Consider the following 16,507-nt stretch of genomic DNA (forward strand, 5'->3'; position numbering starts at 1 on the left):
GTTTGCTTTTACTTAAAGAAGAGGTAGAATGTTACTTCGAATACTTTTACTTTTGGGTCATTATGCTTCCACATACTATTTATTAATGAGAAGTTGACAACTTCCGAGAATGTATATTATGTCGCATAACAGACGGTAGGCGGCTGAGTGTACTCGTACATCCTTTACAGTTTTGTTTCTATACATACTTTACAAAAAGGATCACAGAAATCCTGATCCAGACGGTAATGAGGATGGCATTGGATTTTTAAAATGCAACAATTTTCCCGTATACAAGTCGATGACACCAAGACTTACCCCATAAAAATGAATCTTTACATGCCTGTCTGAGATTTCCTCTAAACCAACTTCTTCATCTGCTAATGCGGAAGATAGAAAGATCCGATGACCTTCAAAATGAAGATTCCCTATGTCATTGACTTCTCCGATCATTATGTTTGTTGGATAAGAAGCTTTTACAATCCGTTTTGGGAACTTCTTTGTAGACTTTCGGTAATGGTCAGCAGGAAAAGAATTTTGTATTCCTTCATGTGGTCTTAGATAATTAAATTCTTTTTGGAAGTCTCGAAATGCTTTTTGTTGTGTCTCTAAACTAGACCTTGGAGGCAAAGCCGTTTCTTCCTTTAAGGTTTTATGCATTCTTTCATGCCTACCATTTTGTTGTGGTTTCCCTGGCTCAATTCTCTCTAACTTAATGCCTAGTTTGATCCACCAAACAGAAAGTTTACTAAGGCCAGCAAGTGCATTCGAAGCAAATGGTGGACCGTTGTCCGTTCGAATCGCAAGTGGCATCCCATAAAGTTTAAATAACTTCGTAAATTCATTGATTACGTTGGTCGTATCTGCTTTGGAAACAATCTCACAACAGAGTAAAAAGCGGCTATAGGCATCTGTGACGGTTAATGGTGTGCATCTTTCTCCATCCCCAACAGTGAAATGGCCCTTAAAATCAGCGCACCAAATATCATTGGGTCCGAGCGCATGCGAGAATGGTTGATCGATGGATTGTTTACGGATCCTTCTTTTGGGAGGTTTAATAAAGTTGTTTTGTTTCAGAATACGACCCACAGTACTTGGATGAGGCCATTTTTTAATCATATGAAACCGAGCTGAAAGTGATGCTAAGAGTTTTCTTGCTCCCCACCGTGGATGGTCTTTTCTCTCTTGTAAGATTAGTTCAATGATTTTCTTTCGAGTTTGGTGAGGATGGTGTTTCGGTCTTCGACTTTTATCTTTTAACCCATCGATCCCATACAGCTTATACTGTTCTAAGTATTTATACCCAGTCACTCGACTGATACTGAATTCATGGCAAAGGTCAGTGAGAGACCAACCACCACGTTTCCAAGCGACAACAAATTTCATTCTTTCTTCAAACACGTTTGTCTCCTTCCAAGCCATGACACACTCCTGGTGTGTACATCGTGTTCTGAATCGAAGAATTAGATTCTTGTTTGTAAAGGATGTTGTGAGATCAATTTGTAAGGGATGAAACTAGTACAGACCCTTTTGTTTAGAAAGTCACATCGGTAACACTTTAGATCTCATCCTCAAGATATCTTACCTAAGTAATTGTTTCATAATCATGATCTACAAAAAAATAGATGAGTTGCGATCCAGATAAACCAGGATTCTCACTACAATGGATGGTTTATGGAACTACGAAATTTAAAGTTGCTACCTGTGCCATATGTAACTTCATTTCGTTCCGCAGGTTTTTTTCTTAATGTCTTCACATAAATAAGAACCTACCAGTCGTTCGGCGTCACATTGGAATTTGGCTGCTGCTTTTGTCTCGGAAGAACCCGAGACACCGGATGCGGACTCTGCGCAATAAGTATACGACTGGTACACCACTAGAGAACATGCTAAATAATCCAAATCTGCCCGTTCACAAGCTTCATAGGAAGAGCTGGTCTTGGAACAATGGGATTGGAAAAGGACGGGAATGATTATAGAGACTAAGAAGGAACGCACTGTCCGTTAGACAGATAGGAGGCGGTTTTAGTTTTAGCTTTTTCTCAAGTCTTCGCGATTAAAGTTTGGTATTGTATTTTTGCATGATTTGGTTTCTTTCAATGTATCGAATCTTCCCAAACCCGGAGGCCTTCTTTTCCATTGTTGGAAGCCCGGGATCATTTTTTAAAACCAAAAGGTAACTTCGATCGCGAATGATTAGAGGTTCTAGTTTGGTGATCCCAAACTCACCAAAAAGAGTTCTCAATTCTTCGATTGTGACTCCCTCTTCCGTTGCAAATAAGTATTCACCTTCTTTGAACATAGAGCCCTTTTCTTGTATCGGTTTCATTGGTTGGTTTTGTTTTGGTTCACCAAACAAGGTGCAGCCTGTGGTTAAGGCTGCAACCAGAATGCTGTAACCGATTGTTTTATTGTAAAACAGCGGTAACTCCAGTGACTTGTTTGAGGTGTTTTATGGACGCATTGGCATTGATAGTTTTTCCATATTTTGTGATTGTACTAATGTCTGTTGCGGTAACTCCACCTTCAATAAGCTTTGTGATCACATCTTGGTAAGTAAAAGTTGTACCATTATAAGATCTGATCAGTGCGGCAACTCCAGATACATTCGGAGCAGCCATTGACGTTCCGTTTAAATTTGCATATGCGTAATCAGAGGGGGCCCATGCAGAAAGAATAACGTCTGTAACAAATCCACCTGGGTAATTCCCTGAACCATCAGTTGACATTCGATATCCTACAGTGCAGTTTGTACCACCACCAATACAATTCGTTAAAACTAATGTATCATCAGGATGACTCGCGAATATATATTGTCCATCATTGCATAATTCTGTCTTTTGTGTGCCGTAGTTTTTATCATATAATTGCAATGGAGTTGTCGGAATGCCCGTACTTGAAGAATAGAAAACCTGCATAAAGTCATAACAAATGCTGCTATTTAGTCGGTGTCCGTAATTCACAACAAAATGAGAAAGAGTAACTCGTGTTGATCCATTTGGGATAGTGAAATTTTTATAAGCTATACTATTTGTGTTAGCACTAAGACTCGTCACAGAAGCTGGTGAATCATTAATCAACCAGTTCGGAAAGGTACAGTTGGGATTTGTTAGCATTACATGACTAGGAGTTAGACAACTTGCAACAGTCCAGACACTCCCCGATGTTGATGATCTCACCCAGTCAAAATAAAATGATGAATTCTCGTTGTATGTAAATTCCGTACCGTAGCTACTGTAAATATTGGTTCCTGGTGCACCAAAATCGACTGTTCGACTAGATGCGGTACTGTGGGAATTATAGTTTGAGAAAGTGGCTCTATTAAAGTTTTGATCTACAGCCGCAATACAAAGTATATTATCCTTATCATACTCACAAGGGTAAGAATCATTTCCAGATGTATCTAAATTTAGATTGGAATTTCCGGCAGCTGCCACTATCAATACATCATTGATACGAGCGTATTCAATAGCATCTAACATTGTTTGTGAAAATGCAGATCCTCCCAAACTCATATTGATGACTTTAGCTCCATTATTAACAGCAAATCGAATGCCTTGCGCAATCGCATCGTTAGTTCCACCCTGGAGACCCAAAACGCGAACCGCCATAATCTTTGCACTTTGGCAGACCCCTGTAATACCTTTACTGTTATTTCCAACGGCGCCAATCGTTGCTGCAACGTGAGTTCCATGCCCATCTTCATCTTTTGGATCATTATCAGAATTTGCATAATCCCAACCATGTTTAAGACAACCACCACCAATGGCATTGTTATCGTGATCAACACAGTTTGCACCATTCCACATATTTCCAACCAAATCATCGTGCGTATAAGTCACGCCCGTATCAAGCACCGCAACAATAATATTCGAACAATTAGTAGTTACATCCCAAGCACCTAACACATTCATATCTTTCCCACTGGTTCCCTGGCTAGGAGAGTAACTGGGAGAGGGAATCGCTTGGCCAGAGTTGTTTAAGGCCCATAATCTCACAAAGCCTGGATCGTTCGTTGGATCTGCATATTTATAATAAAGATATTTTGGCTCAGCATATTCAACATTTGGATCTTTTTTTGCACGATCTACTGCCGTTTCAACGGACTCGCCATCCATAATTTTGCCTGTGACAAAGCGCCCCCTTTCATTTTTAATTCCTGGCCGAAAACCCAAACGAGAAGTTTGTATGGATAGTTCCGAATTTGGAATTTGTTTTTTAAATTTAATTATGATCTCATTAGGAATATATAATGGTCTTTTTTTGCTAGCAGGGTTTGAAGACTCTAGTTTTGTCTCTAAACTTTTTCGGTATGATTCCCAAATAGGTTCAGAAACAAGAATATTTGTGATCGCAAAAACTGCGACCATGAGAGATACAAATTTTGGAATCAAATGTTTGTTATTTTTCATCATCATATACCTTTTTAAGATTGTGGAACCACTACGGACACTTGAGTTGAAGGTAACCCACCGGTTGTGTTGTATTTACCATATGAATACACTTTGAAATACCATGTTCCATAGGAAGGAACCGAAATCGTTTTAGAGGTTGGAGTATTTCCTCCCACATTTGGCACAGCGACACAAAAAATAGAATTTGCAATGGGTACGGCAGTAAAGTTTGAGGTTTTGCTGTAACATACATTATAGCCACCATCAGTATCATTGACTGCTTTTTCATTCGTTGCAGACCAGGTGACTAAAACATCTACACCGGTTCTCCCTGTTCCTACAACGGCCAAATCGGAAGAAGAAGCACTTCCATTACTTCCATTTGCAGTTTGTACTCTAACAATTGCGTTTTTCTCACCATGTAAAGTTGGTACAAATTGAATGGTAAAAGTTCCTGAGGCACCAGGTGCCAGACTAGTTCCTGCCGAAAAAGCACTGACTGTAAATTGATCAGGATCTGTTCCTAATTTTGAGATGGAAATGCCTGTCATTGTAGCAGTTCCACTATTAGTTATTGTAACCGTTTTTGCTCCGGCAACTTCAGGAGGCCAGACTACACCAAAATTGGGAATAGAACCACCAGTTGTAAAACTGCTTGAGTTATGAGATATGGAAATCGTAGGAACAGGTTTCACTGTAGCAGTCGCAGTGACCTTATATAAGAAACTTGCTGCACCATCATAAAGAATCGCAATATTTGATTCTTCTGCTCCCGAAACCAAGGGAGAGAATCCAATCGTAAATGTTTTACTCTGACCGATTGCAAGTGATCCAGTAAAACTAGTTTGGTTTACAATAAATCGCGCATTGGAAGATGTAACAGCTGGCGAATCAAGGTTCACTACAAAACTTCCAGTATTTCGGACTGTAAAGGTCACAGGGGTTCCAACAGATTGTTCTTCAACCGAACCCATAGCAAAACTTCCATTAGATGAAATTTGAGTGGCGGAAACGGAGACACCTAGACGAAAAACTCCTACACCTGCCTCTCCAGTTAAATTCAATTGGAAGGAACCTACTGCTGGGTCACTTGAATTCATTTTAATAGTAGCAGACCTCGTGCCTGCAACACCAGTTGGTTTAAAGTTAATGGTAAAAATTGCTGATGCACCTGCCGCCAAACTCGAAGTAGCTGGTTGAGTTACAGAAAACTGGCTTGCATCCGTACCTGAAAGTGTCACAATATTAGGTGATCCTGACAGTGTAATTGCAGCAGTCCCACTATTTTTAATAGTAATTGTTCCTGTTTTACCATCGGCAGTGTTTACTGGCTCTGAACCAATATCAAGTGTTGATCCACTTTCACGGCTAACACCTTCATAAAGAACTTCTAACTTGGGTGCCGGAACATCACCCCCGCCTCCACCACCTAATCCCATTAGGGCAAAAGCAGCTCCTCCACCCCCGCCGCCACCACCAGGGCAACCGATTGTCAATAATGGAATTAATGTCAGGAATATTAGTAGATTCAAGTTTTGATTTATAGGCAAATTACGCATACTGGTTTATCTATACTTTTTTTATATGGAATTCTATCAATCGTACCTTCAGTTAGCTGGTGACTGCAGACCGCTAAAAATGTTTTTATAAGGGATTTAGAACGTTCATTCTGGTTTGTAACAAAAATTTTTTTTTTAGGCCCAGAGAAGTCAATTCCGTCGCTCAAAATGGTTACTTTTGAATGGGAGTTCAGTCTTCTTCTGGAGGACTGACAATTCCTTTTTTAGGGATTTCCTTACGATGACGAATGTCATTTTCGCACTCCAAATGCCTGTAAGACGAGAGGGAGGGAATGGTTTTGTCAGTCATTTCGCTATGATCGAGATCGTATTCCCAGTATTTGGTGCGATTCCCTTGCCAATCATAAGGAACTGTTTTTTGAAATAAAAACTCACGATTAATTAACGTCTTTGTATGATGAATTTCTAATATTAGATTACCTCTAAAAAAGTTTGGGATCGGAAAAAAATACAAACACCCAACCAGTAACATTTCTTCGCGATATTCCGATTTCGAAGAAAGAGGCAAAAAAAAAGGTTCCTTTGGTTTTGCGAGTGGAAGTGGATAGATACGTAACCGTTGTTTTGTGGATTCTTGGTTACTTTCGAATGTTAAGTTCACAGGAATTTCTTCAACATTTCCTATCGATTGGTCTTTTCCTCGAACCAATCTTAAAACTAAATAACTCTCTTTATCTTCTAAGTTTGTGGGAGAAATTAGGATACTTTTCTCTTTCTCTAATATAGAATACGTTATACAGTTTGAGTCAAAAAGAAATAGAAAAAGTAAAAAACCAAAGGAGAAAGATCGATTCATCCAACTTACTGATTGCATTCTCTTTTGTTTCATGTTAAAATCAAGTATGGTATACTACTTAATTCTCACAACCATTCCTGTAGCCATCATTTCGGCATTTTTAATCCATTGGTATACGTTACAAGGGGAAACAAATCCACTCAAACGTTTAGAACATTCCCGTGGAATTTATTTGGGATTTTCCTTTCAAATCCTACTTTTTGCCTGGTTATTATTCCAACTGGGCCATGCTAGGTTTTCTTATCCTTTATACGCCATTGGTTTTTCCTTTTTGGGAGATTGGTTCAACCTTCAATTTCCAATTGCCAAAAAACAAATGGAAGACCCAGTCCTTGGTGGAATTTTTAGTTTTGCCATTGCCCAAGTTTTCTTTTTGTTATCCTTTTGGAAATTAACCACTTGGAATGAAATTTATAATGGTATTTTGCCTTATGCCGTAACCATTGTCTTATTGATTTTACCTGCACTCATTTTTTATTTTAGAGTCTACAATCCCAATCGTTCCAAATGGGTCATGGCCTCTGCCTTTGTTTATGGATTGGTTTTGTGTTTTTTTGTATCTTTATGTTTTAACGCCTATTTAGTGTTTGGTGGAGTTTGGATTTATTTAGCCATTGGAGCAGGTTTTTTCCTCCTCTCTGATGCTGTAATGGGAGAAACTACGATCAATGGAACTAGGCACCCAAGGTGGGAATTTCAAGTTCCTTGGGTCACCTACTTGATTGCCCAAAGTTTTTTACTCGTGGGATTCTTTTTAGTTTCTCACACAAGGCATTTAGCTTAAAGAAAACGAAACAAGGATCTATTCGTTTTTTTAGAATTTAATTTCAGAAATTACGACAACTCATTGTTTGGTGAAGAAAGTTTCGATTGTTCCCAAGCAATGATCATTCGTTTTCGGTTCGGATTCCACCTATATCCGCCAAACAAACCTGAAGTTTGGATCACTCTATGACATGGAATTAGGTAGGCAATGGGATTTTTACCGATTGCGGTTCCCACAGCCCTTTGTGCAGATGGTTGTCTTATGGATTCAGCTATATCTCCATAAGTACAAAGATTCCCCATTGGAATTTTTAATAAAGATTTCCAAACTTTAAATTGGAATTCTGTTCCATAAAGATAAAGGGGAATGGGTGTTTCTGGAATTAGAAATTTCTGAAAATAGTCTTTTATCTTTTTGTGTTCCTCTGAACTTCCTTCTTTCCAAATCGCATTCGGAAATTCTTTTTTTGTATCTGAGATTCCTTGTTCTAATGTATCAATAAATTGAAGAGACTGAATTCCTCGTTCCGATGATACTAAAAGAATTTCTCCAAAAGAAGACGGAAATACTTCGTATTGCAAAATCAATCCTTCGCCTCCTCGTTTGAATTCACCAGGAGTCATTGCTTCCAATTTAACAAATAAATCATGTAACCTTCCTGTGCTTGACAATCCGAGAGAATACGTTGTTTCCAAAAGATTTGATTCTTTTAACAGATGTTTGGCGTGAGTTACAGTCACAAATTGCAAAAATTCTTTGGGTGATACACCGGCCCAAGTCCGAAATACTTTTTGAAAATGAAAGGGACTTAACGAAACTCGTTCGGCCAAAACATCTAAATTCGGTTGTTCTTCAAAATGTTCCAAAACATATTCGATGGAGTTTTTTATGATTTCGTAGTGTTTGTGATTAGAATCCACAAGGAAATCTTAACGAATTCTATGGATCTTGGAAACCCGATTCTTGTGATTTCAGAAAATAAAATACAAATTGTTTGATTTTTTCTTTAGGAATCCCATCCTCTTCCATAAGTATAAAAGTGTCACCTCCTTTGGATCCATTCCCCGTACTCACCGCCTTACAATCCATTGTCGATTCTATCCAAACAAATCCTGTCACCATCTTAGATGCTCCGCCAGGGACAGGTAAAACAACGGCTCTCCCGATAGAACTTTTGCGAGCGGGTGTTTCCTCTGGGAAAAAAATCTGTATTTTAGAACCTAGACGAATTGCGGCAAAAAGTGCCGCAAAAAGGATCAGCCAAACTTTAAACGAAAACCTGGGTGATACTGTCGGTTACAGGGTTCGGTTTGATACAAAGATTGGAAACAATACGAAAATTGAGTTTCTCACAGATGGAATTTTAACTAAAATTCTCCTCTCTGACCCGGAACTTAAAGATTACGGGCTCGTTGTCTTTGACGAATTTCATGAAAGACGAATGGATTCTGATCTTTGTTTCGCTTTGACACGAAGAACCCAAGAAGTTTTTCGTAATGATTTAAAGATACTAGTCATGTCAGCTACTTTAGACGGGCAGAATTTTGAATCACTCGGTATCCGATCCAAACCAATAGAAGTTCGAGCGGTAACCCATCCTTTGGAAATTTTCCACATGGGGGATTCTATTAAAAATACCAATCAACGATTATTGGATTTAATTCCTAAAGCCGTAGAACAAACAGCAGGTGATATTCTTGTGTTTTTGTCTGGGAAAAAAGAAATTCGCGATTTAAGAAGCAGTTTAGAATCCATTTCTGTGGTAAAATCTAATGCGATGGTACTGGGATTATATGGAGATATGGATTTAGCTGATCAAGAAAAAATCTTTTTACCTTCTGTGCAGGGAAAAAAGAAAATCATTCTTTCGACTAATATTGCGGAGTCCTCCATCACCATTCCAGGGGTTCGTGTCGTTTTTGATTCCGGTTATGAAAAACACCTCCACTTTGATACAGAATCAGGTGTTTCTCATTTAATCAAAGAACGCATCAGTTTGAGTAGCGCCAAACAACGAGCAGGACGAGCGGCAAGAGAAGGTAAAGGGTTGGTATACCGATTATGGTCGAAGGAAGAAGAGAAATCACTTTTAGACCGCACAAAACCCGAAATTCTGGAAGGAGATATTGATCGTCTTGTTTTAGAAATTAAGTCCTGGGGAGAGGAAATCGAGGAGCTACCTTTTTTAGATCCGCCAAACAGAGGATCGGTGATTCAAAGTACAATTAGACTAAAACTCCTAGGTTGTTTGGATTCCCAAGGGAACCTAACTAAAATAGGAAAAGAATGTTTAAGATATCCCCTTCCAATAAGGCTTGGAAAAATTTTGGCCATACTACCAAAAGAGGAAGAAAAACTAATTACCGATATTGTCTCGTTAGTGGGCAAAGAAAGTACCGGTACAGAGGCAAAAAACGTTTCAGAAGCAGTTTCCCCCTCTCCATTTTCTTATGAGTTAAAATCTATTTATGAGCAAATTTTGCGTATTTACAGGGAAAAAACGGATTTTTCGATCGTTTCAGAGGGACAAAACCGCCTTTATTATTTATCTGCCGGGTTCCCTGATCGGATCGCAAAAGCAAAGGTGCCAGGAGGTAAAAGTTTTAAACTTTCGAATGGGAAATTAGCAACCTTAAATACAACTTCCATCCAAATTCCAGAATATATTTTAGTTTTAGATACAATTTCTTTCGGCCAAGAGATTTACATCACTCAGTATCTTGCAATAGAGGAAACACAAATTGAGAAATATTTTTCCGATATCATATCGCGGAAGGTGACTTCAGAAAAAAGGACAAACCAACGAGGTGAATCATTTCTTGTTGTCAAAGAGGAAAGAAGTATAGGAGATCTAGTTCTAGATTCTAAAGAAACAAACCATCCAAACCCGACTATACTTGGTTTGGCGCTAGAAGAATATTTAGCTAAATCTTCCCTAGAGGATGAATGGAAAAAAAATCCGGAATTAATCCAATTCTACAATCGGGTAAAATTTTTAGAACAATATGGAGTTCTAAATACAAATTCCGATTTTAATCATCTGAAACAAATTTGGAAAGAATGGTTATTTCCTTTTATCAATTTAGATTCAGGGAAATTGTCTTTAGACAAACTCCCGTTTTTGGAAGCATTCAAAGCTTATGTGGGTTATGAAAATTTAAATCTGATAGATTCTCAGGCACCAATATCCATCCAAGTTCCTTCCGGCTCTAAAATCCAATTGAATTACGAAGGAATGGAACCCGAACTTCACGTCAAATTACAAGAGTTATTTGGTTTGAGGTCCTTGCCGAAACTTGCCAATGGAAAAGTAAACATTCTGATACACCTACTCTCTCCCGCAAGACGGCCTGTACAAATTACTAAAGATTTAGAAAGTTTCTGGAACCAAGGATACCATGAAGTAAAAAAAGAGTTAAAAGGAAGGTATCCAAAACACCCTTGGCCTGATAAACCTTGGGAAGCAGTTCCAACCAAACATTTAAATCACACCAAACGTTCGTAAGTAGAAACCCATCCTTTTTTATTCACAAAAAATTTGATTTTACAACTGGGACAAAGGTAATCTCCGGCTAGTTTCCAACGCAGGAGAGTTTGGCATTCTGGGCAATGGATGGTTTTTTCTTCCGACTTGGGGGTGAGTTCATTGGCGGGAGTTTCGTTTAAGATTAAGGACTCAAGATAATGGATACAATCAGCTTCCGTTGGATGTAAAACAAGCAGGGAAGATACTTCCTCAGAAATGGGACCTGTCAGCCCAAATCCTGCCACTTGGGAGCCTGTTTCCTTACAGCGTAGCGCAATCTTTCTAATGAATTCCAGACCAACTTCCGTTACTTCTTCGACTTCCGAAAAATCAAGGCAAAAAAGAGAGGGGGAAAGAGTTTCCTCCTTCAATTTTAAATAGAGTTCGGAGCCAATTTCCGCCGAAAATGTTCCCGCTAAGCGGAAAAGAAGTGATTTCAAACAGGTTTTTCCTCTTTTCTATTCTTCGGAAGAGATTCTGTATTTACAAGGAATTTTGTTCCAAATACCTTTATTTATCAGATATGAAATCGATTCCGAGACGATACTGGGTTTTTCCTGTAGACATACTCTTTATGTTCTTGTCGTATTTTCTCGCACACCTTGTGCGTTTTGAAAATATACGATTTTTAGAAAGTTATCCAGACTTTTGGGTTTGCGCCACGATCGTTGTGGTTTCTCGGAGTTTAGTTTTTTTATTTTCTGGGATTTACAGATCTCTTTGGTCTTATGCTTCTTTACATGATCTATTAGCTATCATCAAAGCGACAGTTCTCTCCTCTCTAGTTTCCACTCTTGCACTTCTTTTTTATAACCGCTTCTACCAACTCTCTCGGATGGTACCCATCCTCGACACTCTCATCTTACTCGGATTCTTATGTTTACGAAGTTTGAGTTGGAGAATGCTAAGAGAACAAATTTTTAGTTCTGAAAAATCCAAAAGAGGAACTCCTATCATTCTTGTGGGTGCGGGTAAACTCGGAAGTTCCTTCTTAACGGAGATTAGGCGAAATGTTGACTTAGACTACCAACCCATTGGATTTTTGGATGACAACCTTTCCAAAAAAGGAGGTTACATCCAAGGGGTTCCCATTCTCGGATCCACAGATGAAATCGGAAAAATTTTAGTGCAGTATGGTGTCAAAAAGGTCATTATGACCGTTCCCCAACCTGACGGACGTGTGGTGAGTAAACTTAAAAAAGAATGTGAAGGTGCCGGCGTTGATTTTAAAATTTTACCGACGTTTGGTGAATATTTATCAGCAAAACCAAATATCACACAACTTCGCGAAGTACAAGTAGAAGACCTTTTAGGTAGACCAACGGTTGACCTAGAAATTGAATCCATTCGGTCTTACTTAGAGAAACGAGTGATTCTCGTTACTGGAGCTGGTGGTTCTATTGGATCGGAAATTTGCAGGCAAGTGGCACTTTTCAAACCAAGTGTACTGGTTATCTTAGATGCCGCCGAAACTCCGTTATACGAAATCGATTATGAGCTTAGAAAAAGTTTTGCCGATTTAAATATTGATATTCGGCCAGTAGTGGCAGATGTAAAAAACCTATCTCGTATTTCTGCTGTTTTTGAAGAACATCGCCCTTCTGTTGTATTCCATTCCGCGGCATATAAACACGTACCAATGATGGAAATCAACCCATCGGAAGCAGTTTTAAATAACGTAATGGGTACAAAAAATGTAGCAGACGTTTGTCGTCTCATCGGTGTAGATCGTTTTGTTCTCATTTCTACAGACAAAGCAGTGAATCCCGTAAACGTCATGGGAGCCTCAAAACGTGCCGCAGAAATTTATCTCCAACATATTTCTCAAAATTCTAGAACTAAATTCATTACGGTTCGGTTTGGGAACGTACTTGGTTCTAATGGAAGTGTAATCCCTCGTTTTAGAGAACAAATTAAACGTGGTGGACCCGTCACTGTGACCCATCCAGATGTCATTCGGTATTTTATGACCATTCCAGAGGCCACACAACTAGTGTTACAGGCTGGAAGCATGGGTGAACATGGAGAAATTTTCCTTTTGGATATGGGTGAGCCTGTAAAAATTCTGTCTTTAGCAGAAGAGATGATTCGTTTGTCGGGTTATACTCCCCACAAAGACATAGCCATTGAGTTTTCTGGTCTCAGACCGGGAGAAAAACTATATGAAGAACTTCTTTTAAACCAAGAAGGGATTAAAAAAACACACCATCCAAAAATTAGGATTGCTGCTCCGTTAGAAAACTACAATCTACTTCTCTTCCAGAACAAACTAAACAGATTGTTTTCTCTTGCAAAAGCCAATAAAAATAGAGAAATCTTCGGTGCTTTTAAAGACATTATCCCCGAATACAAAATCCACGACGAATACATCGAGTGGGAAAAAACTTCACATGGTAAAAGGAACTTATGAGTCAAAACCTCACGCAGGAAGAAATCACAACATTACGTGAGTTTAAAAGAGATTTATTCAATCTTTATTGGGAACGGTTTGGAGTATTTTATATCCATGTTATGCCACATCCAAAACTAGAAATTGGGAAACGTGGTTTACTCAATGCAGAGAAAGAATCTGGCATTGTACTCGTGTTTGGTGACAAAGCGGTAAAAGTATTAGATAGCAAACCTGATTACTTATTTGCAGAACTTCAGTTTGGGTCAGCTTGGGAACCTACTGTGATTCCTTGGGATGCGGTATTTCGTATTTATGACAAGTTTCAAAATTCAGCTACCCAACTAAGATTTTTGCAAGTGGAAGTGGCTCCTGGAGTAGAAGAATCCAATACAAAACCGAAAGTGACTAAACCGGAAGTTACAGGGGATGGTAATGTCATACGAGTTGATTTTGGAGGGAAACGAAACGAATGAATTTTTTTACCATCACTAGAGGAGACCTCGACGGCTTTTTTGGTCTCATGGTAGACAACCTCATCCAACTTTTGGTTCTTTCTGCCCTTTGTATAGGGGTTTGTGGTTTTCCATTGATCTTTGTTACCTCCGTTGTATTACCGGGTGCCGCCGTCTCTTTACTCGTAGGGAATGTATTTTATGCATGGCAGGCCTGGAAATTAGGACAAAAAACGAAACGAACTGATGTTACAGCAATTCCTTACGGAATTAATACCGTTTCCCTTTTTGCTTTTGTATTTTTTGTAATGTTTCCCACCTATCAAGCTACAGGTGATTATATAGCAGCGTGGAAAGCAGGTTTACTCGTATCCTTTATATCTGGCTGTATTGAAGTCATTGGCTCTTTTGTTGCTGCAAAAATTCGTAAATATACACCGAGAGCCGCTTTACTCTCTGCTTTAGCAGGAATCGCCATCACCTTTATATCGATGGACTTTTTACTTCGTACATTCGAAAGGCCAATTATCGCCTTTATTCCATTAGGTGTTATTTTATTACAGTATTTTGGGAAGGTTCGTTTCCCTTTTGGAATTCCCGGCGGATTACTTTCCGTTATGTTTGGAATATTGTTATCTTACCTATCCACATTTTGGGGAGATCCCATTTACAAATCGGGAGCCATCGAAAGTGGATTAGAAACATTGGGGATTTATTTCCCCAAACTTTCTATAAGCCCGCTACTCGATACTTTAACCTACGCCAATATAAAAGCCTACTTTTCAGTAATCCTTCCTATGGGAATTTTTAATGTGATTGGTTCTCTCCAGAACATTGAATCAGCCGAAGCTTCAGGAGATAGTTTCGATACCAAGACCTCTTTACTTGTCAATGGCCTTGGAACCCTAGCTGGTACAATGTTTGGTTCCCCATTCCCCACTACCATTTATATTGGGCACCCAGGTTGGAAGGCACTCGGAGCTAAACATAGTTATTCGATGCTCTCAGGTGTATTTATGACTATCGTAAGTTTATTTGGACTTATGGGACTCATCCAAGCTCTCATTCCCATAGAAGCAGGAATGGCCATTGTCCTTTGGATAGGGATCGTGATCACAAGCCAAGCTTTCCAAGCGATTCCAAAACACCATTCTCCCGCTGTAGTCGTTGGACTTCTACCAGCCTTTGCTGGTTGGGCAGTCCTCATCATCCAAAATGTTTTTATCTTTTTAGATGGGAAACTACAATCCACCTTACAAGAGTTAGGCGTAAAGCAAACAATTCATTTTTCGTTATCGGATATTCCTCCTCATTTGACTTTTCTACCTTATGCGTTGAGTGGTGTGCTTGCATTGTCGCAAGGATTTCTCATCACTTCGATGATTTGGTCTGCGATGGTGGTATTTGTTTTAGAAAGAGAATGGAATAAAGCAGCCATTTGGGCATTCATAGCCGCAGTGCTTTCTATGATCGGCTGGATCCATGCTTATGAATTGCAAGGGAATGCCATTCTCAATCGGTTTACAGAATTAGCCAACTTTGACTTTCCCATTGCCTATTTATCCCTAACGACCTTATTTTTATTGGTTTGGTTCCTGGATGCAAAAGGAAAAGCCGGGAAATTAGAACATTAATTTGCTTGTAATCTTTTGCTCAAACAAGTACAGTTTCAGTCTAAAGAGTAGGTCTCGCAAAAGACCGTAAGGAGAACAATTTCCTATGACTTGGATCAAACGAATCGGTTTTTTCCTGTTAACCAATATATTGATTATGACTACCATCTCCATCGTGACCACACTTCTTGGTTCGATGGGATTTAGTATCCGGGCCTATGGTTTGGATTTAACACAGCTCATTGTATTCTGTTTAATGTGGGGTATGGCGGGATCTTTTATATCCCTCTTACTTTCTAAAATGATGGCAAAGTGGACGATGGGTGTAAAAGTCATCGATCCTAAAAAAGCTTCCGCTCCTGAAATGGATGTTTACCGCCGCGTGCAATCACTGGCACAAAGAGCTCACCTTCCTATGCCAGAAGTTGGGATTTATGAATCTCCAGAAGTGAATGCATTTGCTACCGGCCCAAGTAAATCCAGTGCCCTAGTTGCGGTGTCTTCTGGACTTCTGAATCGTATGAATGCGCAGGAGTTAGAGGGAGTTCTTGCTCATGAATTGTCACACGTTGCCAACGGAGACATGGTGACACTGACTCTTATCCAAGGTGTTGTGAACTCGTTTGCTATGTTCTTCTCTCGTATCATTGCTTACATTGCGTCAAACGCGGTGAAAGAAGAAATGGCACATATCGTAAGAATTGTTGTTACCATTGCACTTGATATTGTATTCTCCATTCTTGGTTCGATGGCAGTGGCTTACTTCTCACGTCAAAGAGAATTCCGAGCTGATGCCGGTGGTGCCAAACTTGCGGGAAGAGAGTCTATGATCTCTGCATTGGAATCACTCCGCCAAATGGTAGAGATGCCGGAAGATCCGAGAGGAGAAGCATTGGCTTCCCTTAAAATTTCTTCTAACAAAGGGGGATTCCTTTCCCTTTTTGCAACTCACCCGGCTTTAGAAGAAAGAATCTTAGCTCTCAAACAGATGAGATAAAAGGTTCAAAAG

At 39.3% G+C, this 16,507-nt stretch carries 13 protein-coding genes; 6 read left to right on the plus strand and 7 right to left on the minus strand.

Annotation, left to right across the window (positions count from 1 at the left end):
• Positions 1–201: 201 nt before the first annotated feature.
• The 5 genes from ND811_RS09930 to ND811_RS09950 form a co-directional block, all read right to left on the minus strand.
• Positions 202–1,401: a DDE-type integrase/transposase/recombinase gene (locus tag ND811_RS09930; protein ID WP_265351860.1), complete on the minus strand. Its 1,200-nt coding sequence runs from the start codon at positions 1,399–1,401 to the stop codon at positions 202–204.
• A gap of 634 nt (positions 1,402–2,035) precedes the next feature.
• Positions 2,036–2,308 carry a hypothetical protein gene (locus ND811_RS09935; RefSeq protein WP_244242054.1) on the minus strand — a complete coding sequence of 91 codons (273 nt, stop codon included), beginning with the start codon at positions 2,306–2,308 and terminating at the stop codon, positions 2,036–2,038.
• Positions 2,309–2,387: 79 nt separating this feature from the next.
• Positions 2,388–4,397 (minus strand): S8 family serine peptidase, encoded by a 2,010-nt coding sequence (locus ND811_RS09940; RefSeq protein WP_265351859.1) that lies wholly within the window; start codon positions 4,395–4,397, stop codon positions 2,388–2,390.
• Positions 4,398–4,405: 8 nt separating this feature from the next.
• Entirely contained in the window at positions 4,406–5,932 is a 1,527-nt protein-coding gene (locus tag ND811_RS09945) for a choice-of-anchor D domain-containing protein (RefSeq protein ID WP_265351858.1), read from the minus strand.
• A gap of 190 nt (positions 5,933–6,122) precedes the next feature.
• Positions 6,123–6,749 (minus strand): hypothetical protein, encoded by a 627-nt coding sequence (locus ND811_RS09950; RefSeq protein WP_265351857.1) that lies wholly within the window; start codon positions 6,747–6,749, stop codon positions 6,123–6,125.
• Between the two features lie 46 nt (positions 6,750–6,795).
• Between ND811_RS09950 and ND811_RS09955 the strand changes: the two genes are divergently transcribed.
• Positions 6,796–7,533, plus strand: a complete 738-nt coding sequence (locus ND811_RS09955) for a lysoplasmalogenase family protein (protein WP_265351856.1) — start codon at positions 6,796–6,798, stop codon at positions 7,531–7,533.
• A gap of 50 nt (positions 7,534–7,583) precedes the next feature.
• Here ND811_RS09955 and ND811_RS09960 read toward each other — a convergent pair whose 3' ends face one another.
• A complete protein-coding gene (locus ND811_RS09960) occupies positions 7,584–8,435 on the minus strand; it encodes a bifunctional helix-turn-helix domain-containing protein/methylated-DNA--[protein]-cysteine S-methyltransferase (protein ID WP_265351855.1) in 852 nt (283 codons plus the stop codon).
• Positions 8,436–8,554: 119 nt separating this feature from the next.
• Between ND811_RS09960 and hrpB the strand changes: the two genes are divergently transcribed.
• Entirely contained in the window at positions 8,555–11,020 is a 2,466-nt protein-coding gene (gene hrpB, locus ND811_RS09965; protein WP_265351854.1) for an ATP-dependent helicase HrpB, read from the plus strand.
• On the opposite strand, the gene ND811_RS09970 is transcribed toward hrpB, so the two are convergent.
• Positions 11,002–11,481, minus strand: a complete 480-nt coding sequence (locus ND811_RS09970; protein WP_265351853.1) for a hypothetical protein — start codon at positions 11,479–11,481, stop codon at positions 11,002–11,004. The genes hrpB and ND811_RS09970 overlap by 19 nt on opposite strands.
• Positions 11,482–11,564: 83 nt before the next feature.
• On the opposite strand from ND811_RS09970, the gene ND811_RS09975 reads away from it, so the two are divergent.
• From ND811_RS09975 to htpX, 4 genes are all read left to right on the plus strand, one after another.
• Entirely contained in the window at positions 11,565–13,451 is a 1,887-nt protein-coding gene (locus tag ND811_RS09975; protein WP_265351852.1) for a polysaccharide biosynthesis protein, read from the plus strand.
• The gene (locus tag ND811_RS09980) at positions 13,448–13,906 is read left to right on the plus strand and encodes a ClpXP protease specificity-enhancing factor SspB (protein WP_265351851.1); all 459 of its coding nucleotides are present in this window, start codon (positions 13,448–13,450) and stop codon (positions 13,904–13,906) included. Before ND811_RS09975 ends, ND811_RS09980 begins: the two co-directional genes overlap by 4 nt.
• Positions 13,903–15,519, plus strand: coding sequence for an NCS2 family permease (locus tag ND811_RS09985; RefSeq protein ID WP_265351850.1), 1,617 nt, complete (start codon positions 13,903–13,905; stop codon positions 15,517–15,519). The genes ND811_RS09980 and ND811_RS09985 overlap by 4 nt, the downstream gene beginning before the upstream one ends.
• An 85-nt stretch (positions 15,520–15,604) precedes the next feature.
• Positions 15,605–16,495 carry a protease HtpX gene (htpX, locus tag ND811_RS09990; protein WP_265351849.1) on the plus strand — a complete coding sequence of 297 codons (891 nt, stop codon included), beginning with the start codon at positions 15,605–15,607 and terminating at the stop codon, positions 16,493–16,495.
• Positions 16,496–16,507: the final 12 nt, after the last annotated feature.

Origin of the sequence: Leptospira soteropolitanensis (assembly GCF_026151655.1) — a bacterium.
Lineage (GTDB): Bacteria > Spirochaetota > Leptospiria > Leptospirales > Leptospiraceae > Leptospira_A > Leptospira_A soteropolitanensis.

Coding starts and splice junctions, on each gene's coding strand:
- ND811_RS09930 (WP_265351860.1), bottom strand. CDS start 1,401: ATGGCTTGGAAGGAGACAAACGTGTTTGAAGAAAGAATGAAATTTGTT.
- ND811_RS09935 (WP_244242054.1), bottom strand. CDS start 2,308: ATGAAACCGATACAAGAAAAGGGCTCTATGTTCAAAGAAGGTGAATAC.
- ND811_RS09940 (WP_265351859.1), bottom strand. CDS start 4,397: ATGATGATGAAAAATAACAAACATTTGATTCCAAAATTTGTATCTCTC.
- ND811_RS09945 (WP_265351858.1), bottom strand. CDS start 5,932: ATGCGTAATTTGCCTATAAATCAAAACTTGAATCTACTAATATTCCTG.
- ND811_RS09950 (WP_265351857.1), bottom strand. CDS start 6,749: ATGAATCGATCTTTCTCCTTTGGTTTTTTACTTTTTCTATTTCTTTTT.
- ND811_RS09955 (WP_265351856.1), top strand. CDS start 6,796: ATGGTATACTACTTAATTCTCACAACCATTCCTGTAGCCATCATTTCG.
- ND811_RS09975 (WP_265351852.1), top strand. CDS start 11,565: ATGAAATCGATTCCGAGACGATACTGGGTTTTTCCTGTAGACATACTC.
- ND811_RS09980 (WP_265351851.1), top strand. CDS start 13,448: ATGAGTCAAAACCTCACGCAGGAAGAAATCACAACATTACGTGAGTTT.
- ND811_RS09985 (WP_265351850.1), top strand. CDS start 13,903: ATGAATTTTTTTACCATCACTAGAGGAGACCTCGACGGCTTTTTTGGT.
- htpX (WP_265351849.1), top strand. CDS start 15,605: ATGACTTGGATCAAACGAATCGGTTTTTTCCTGTTAACCAATATATTG.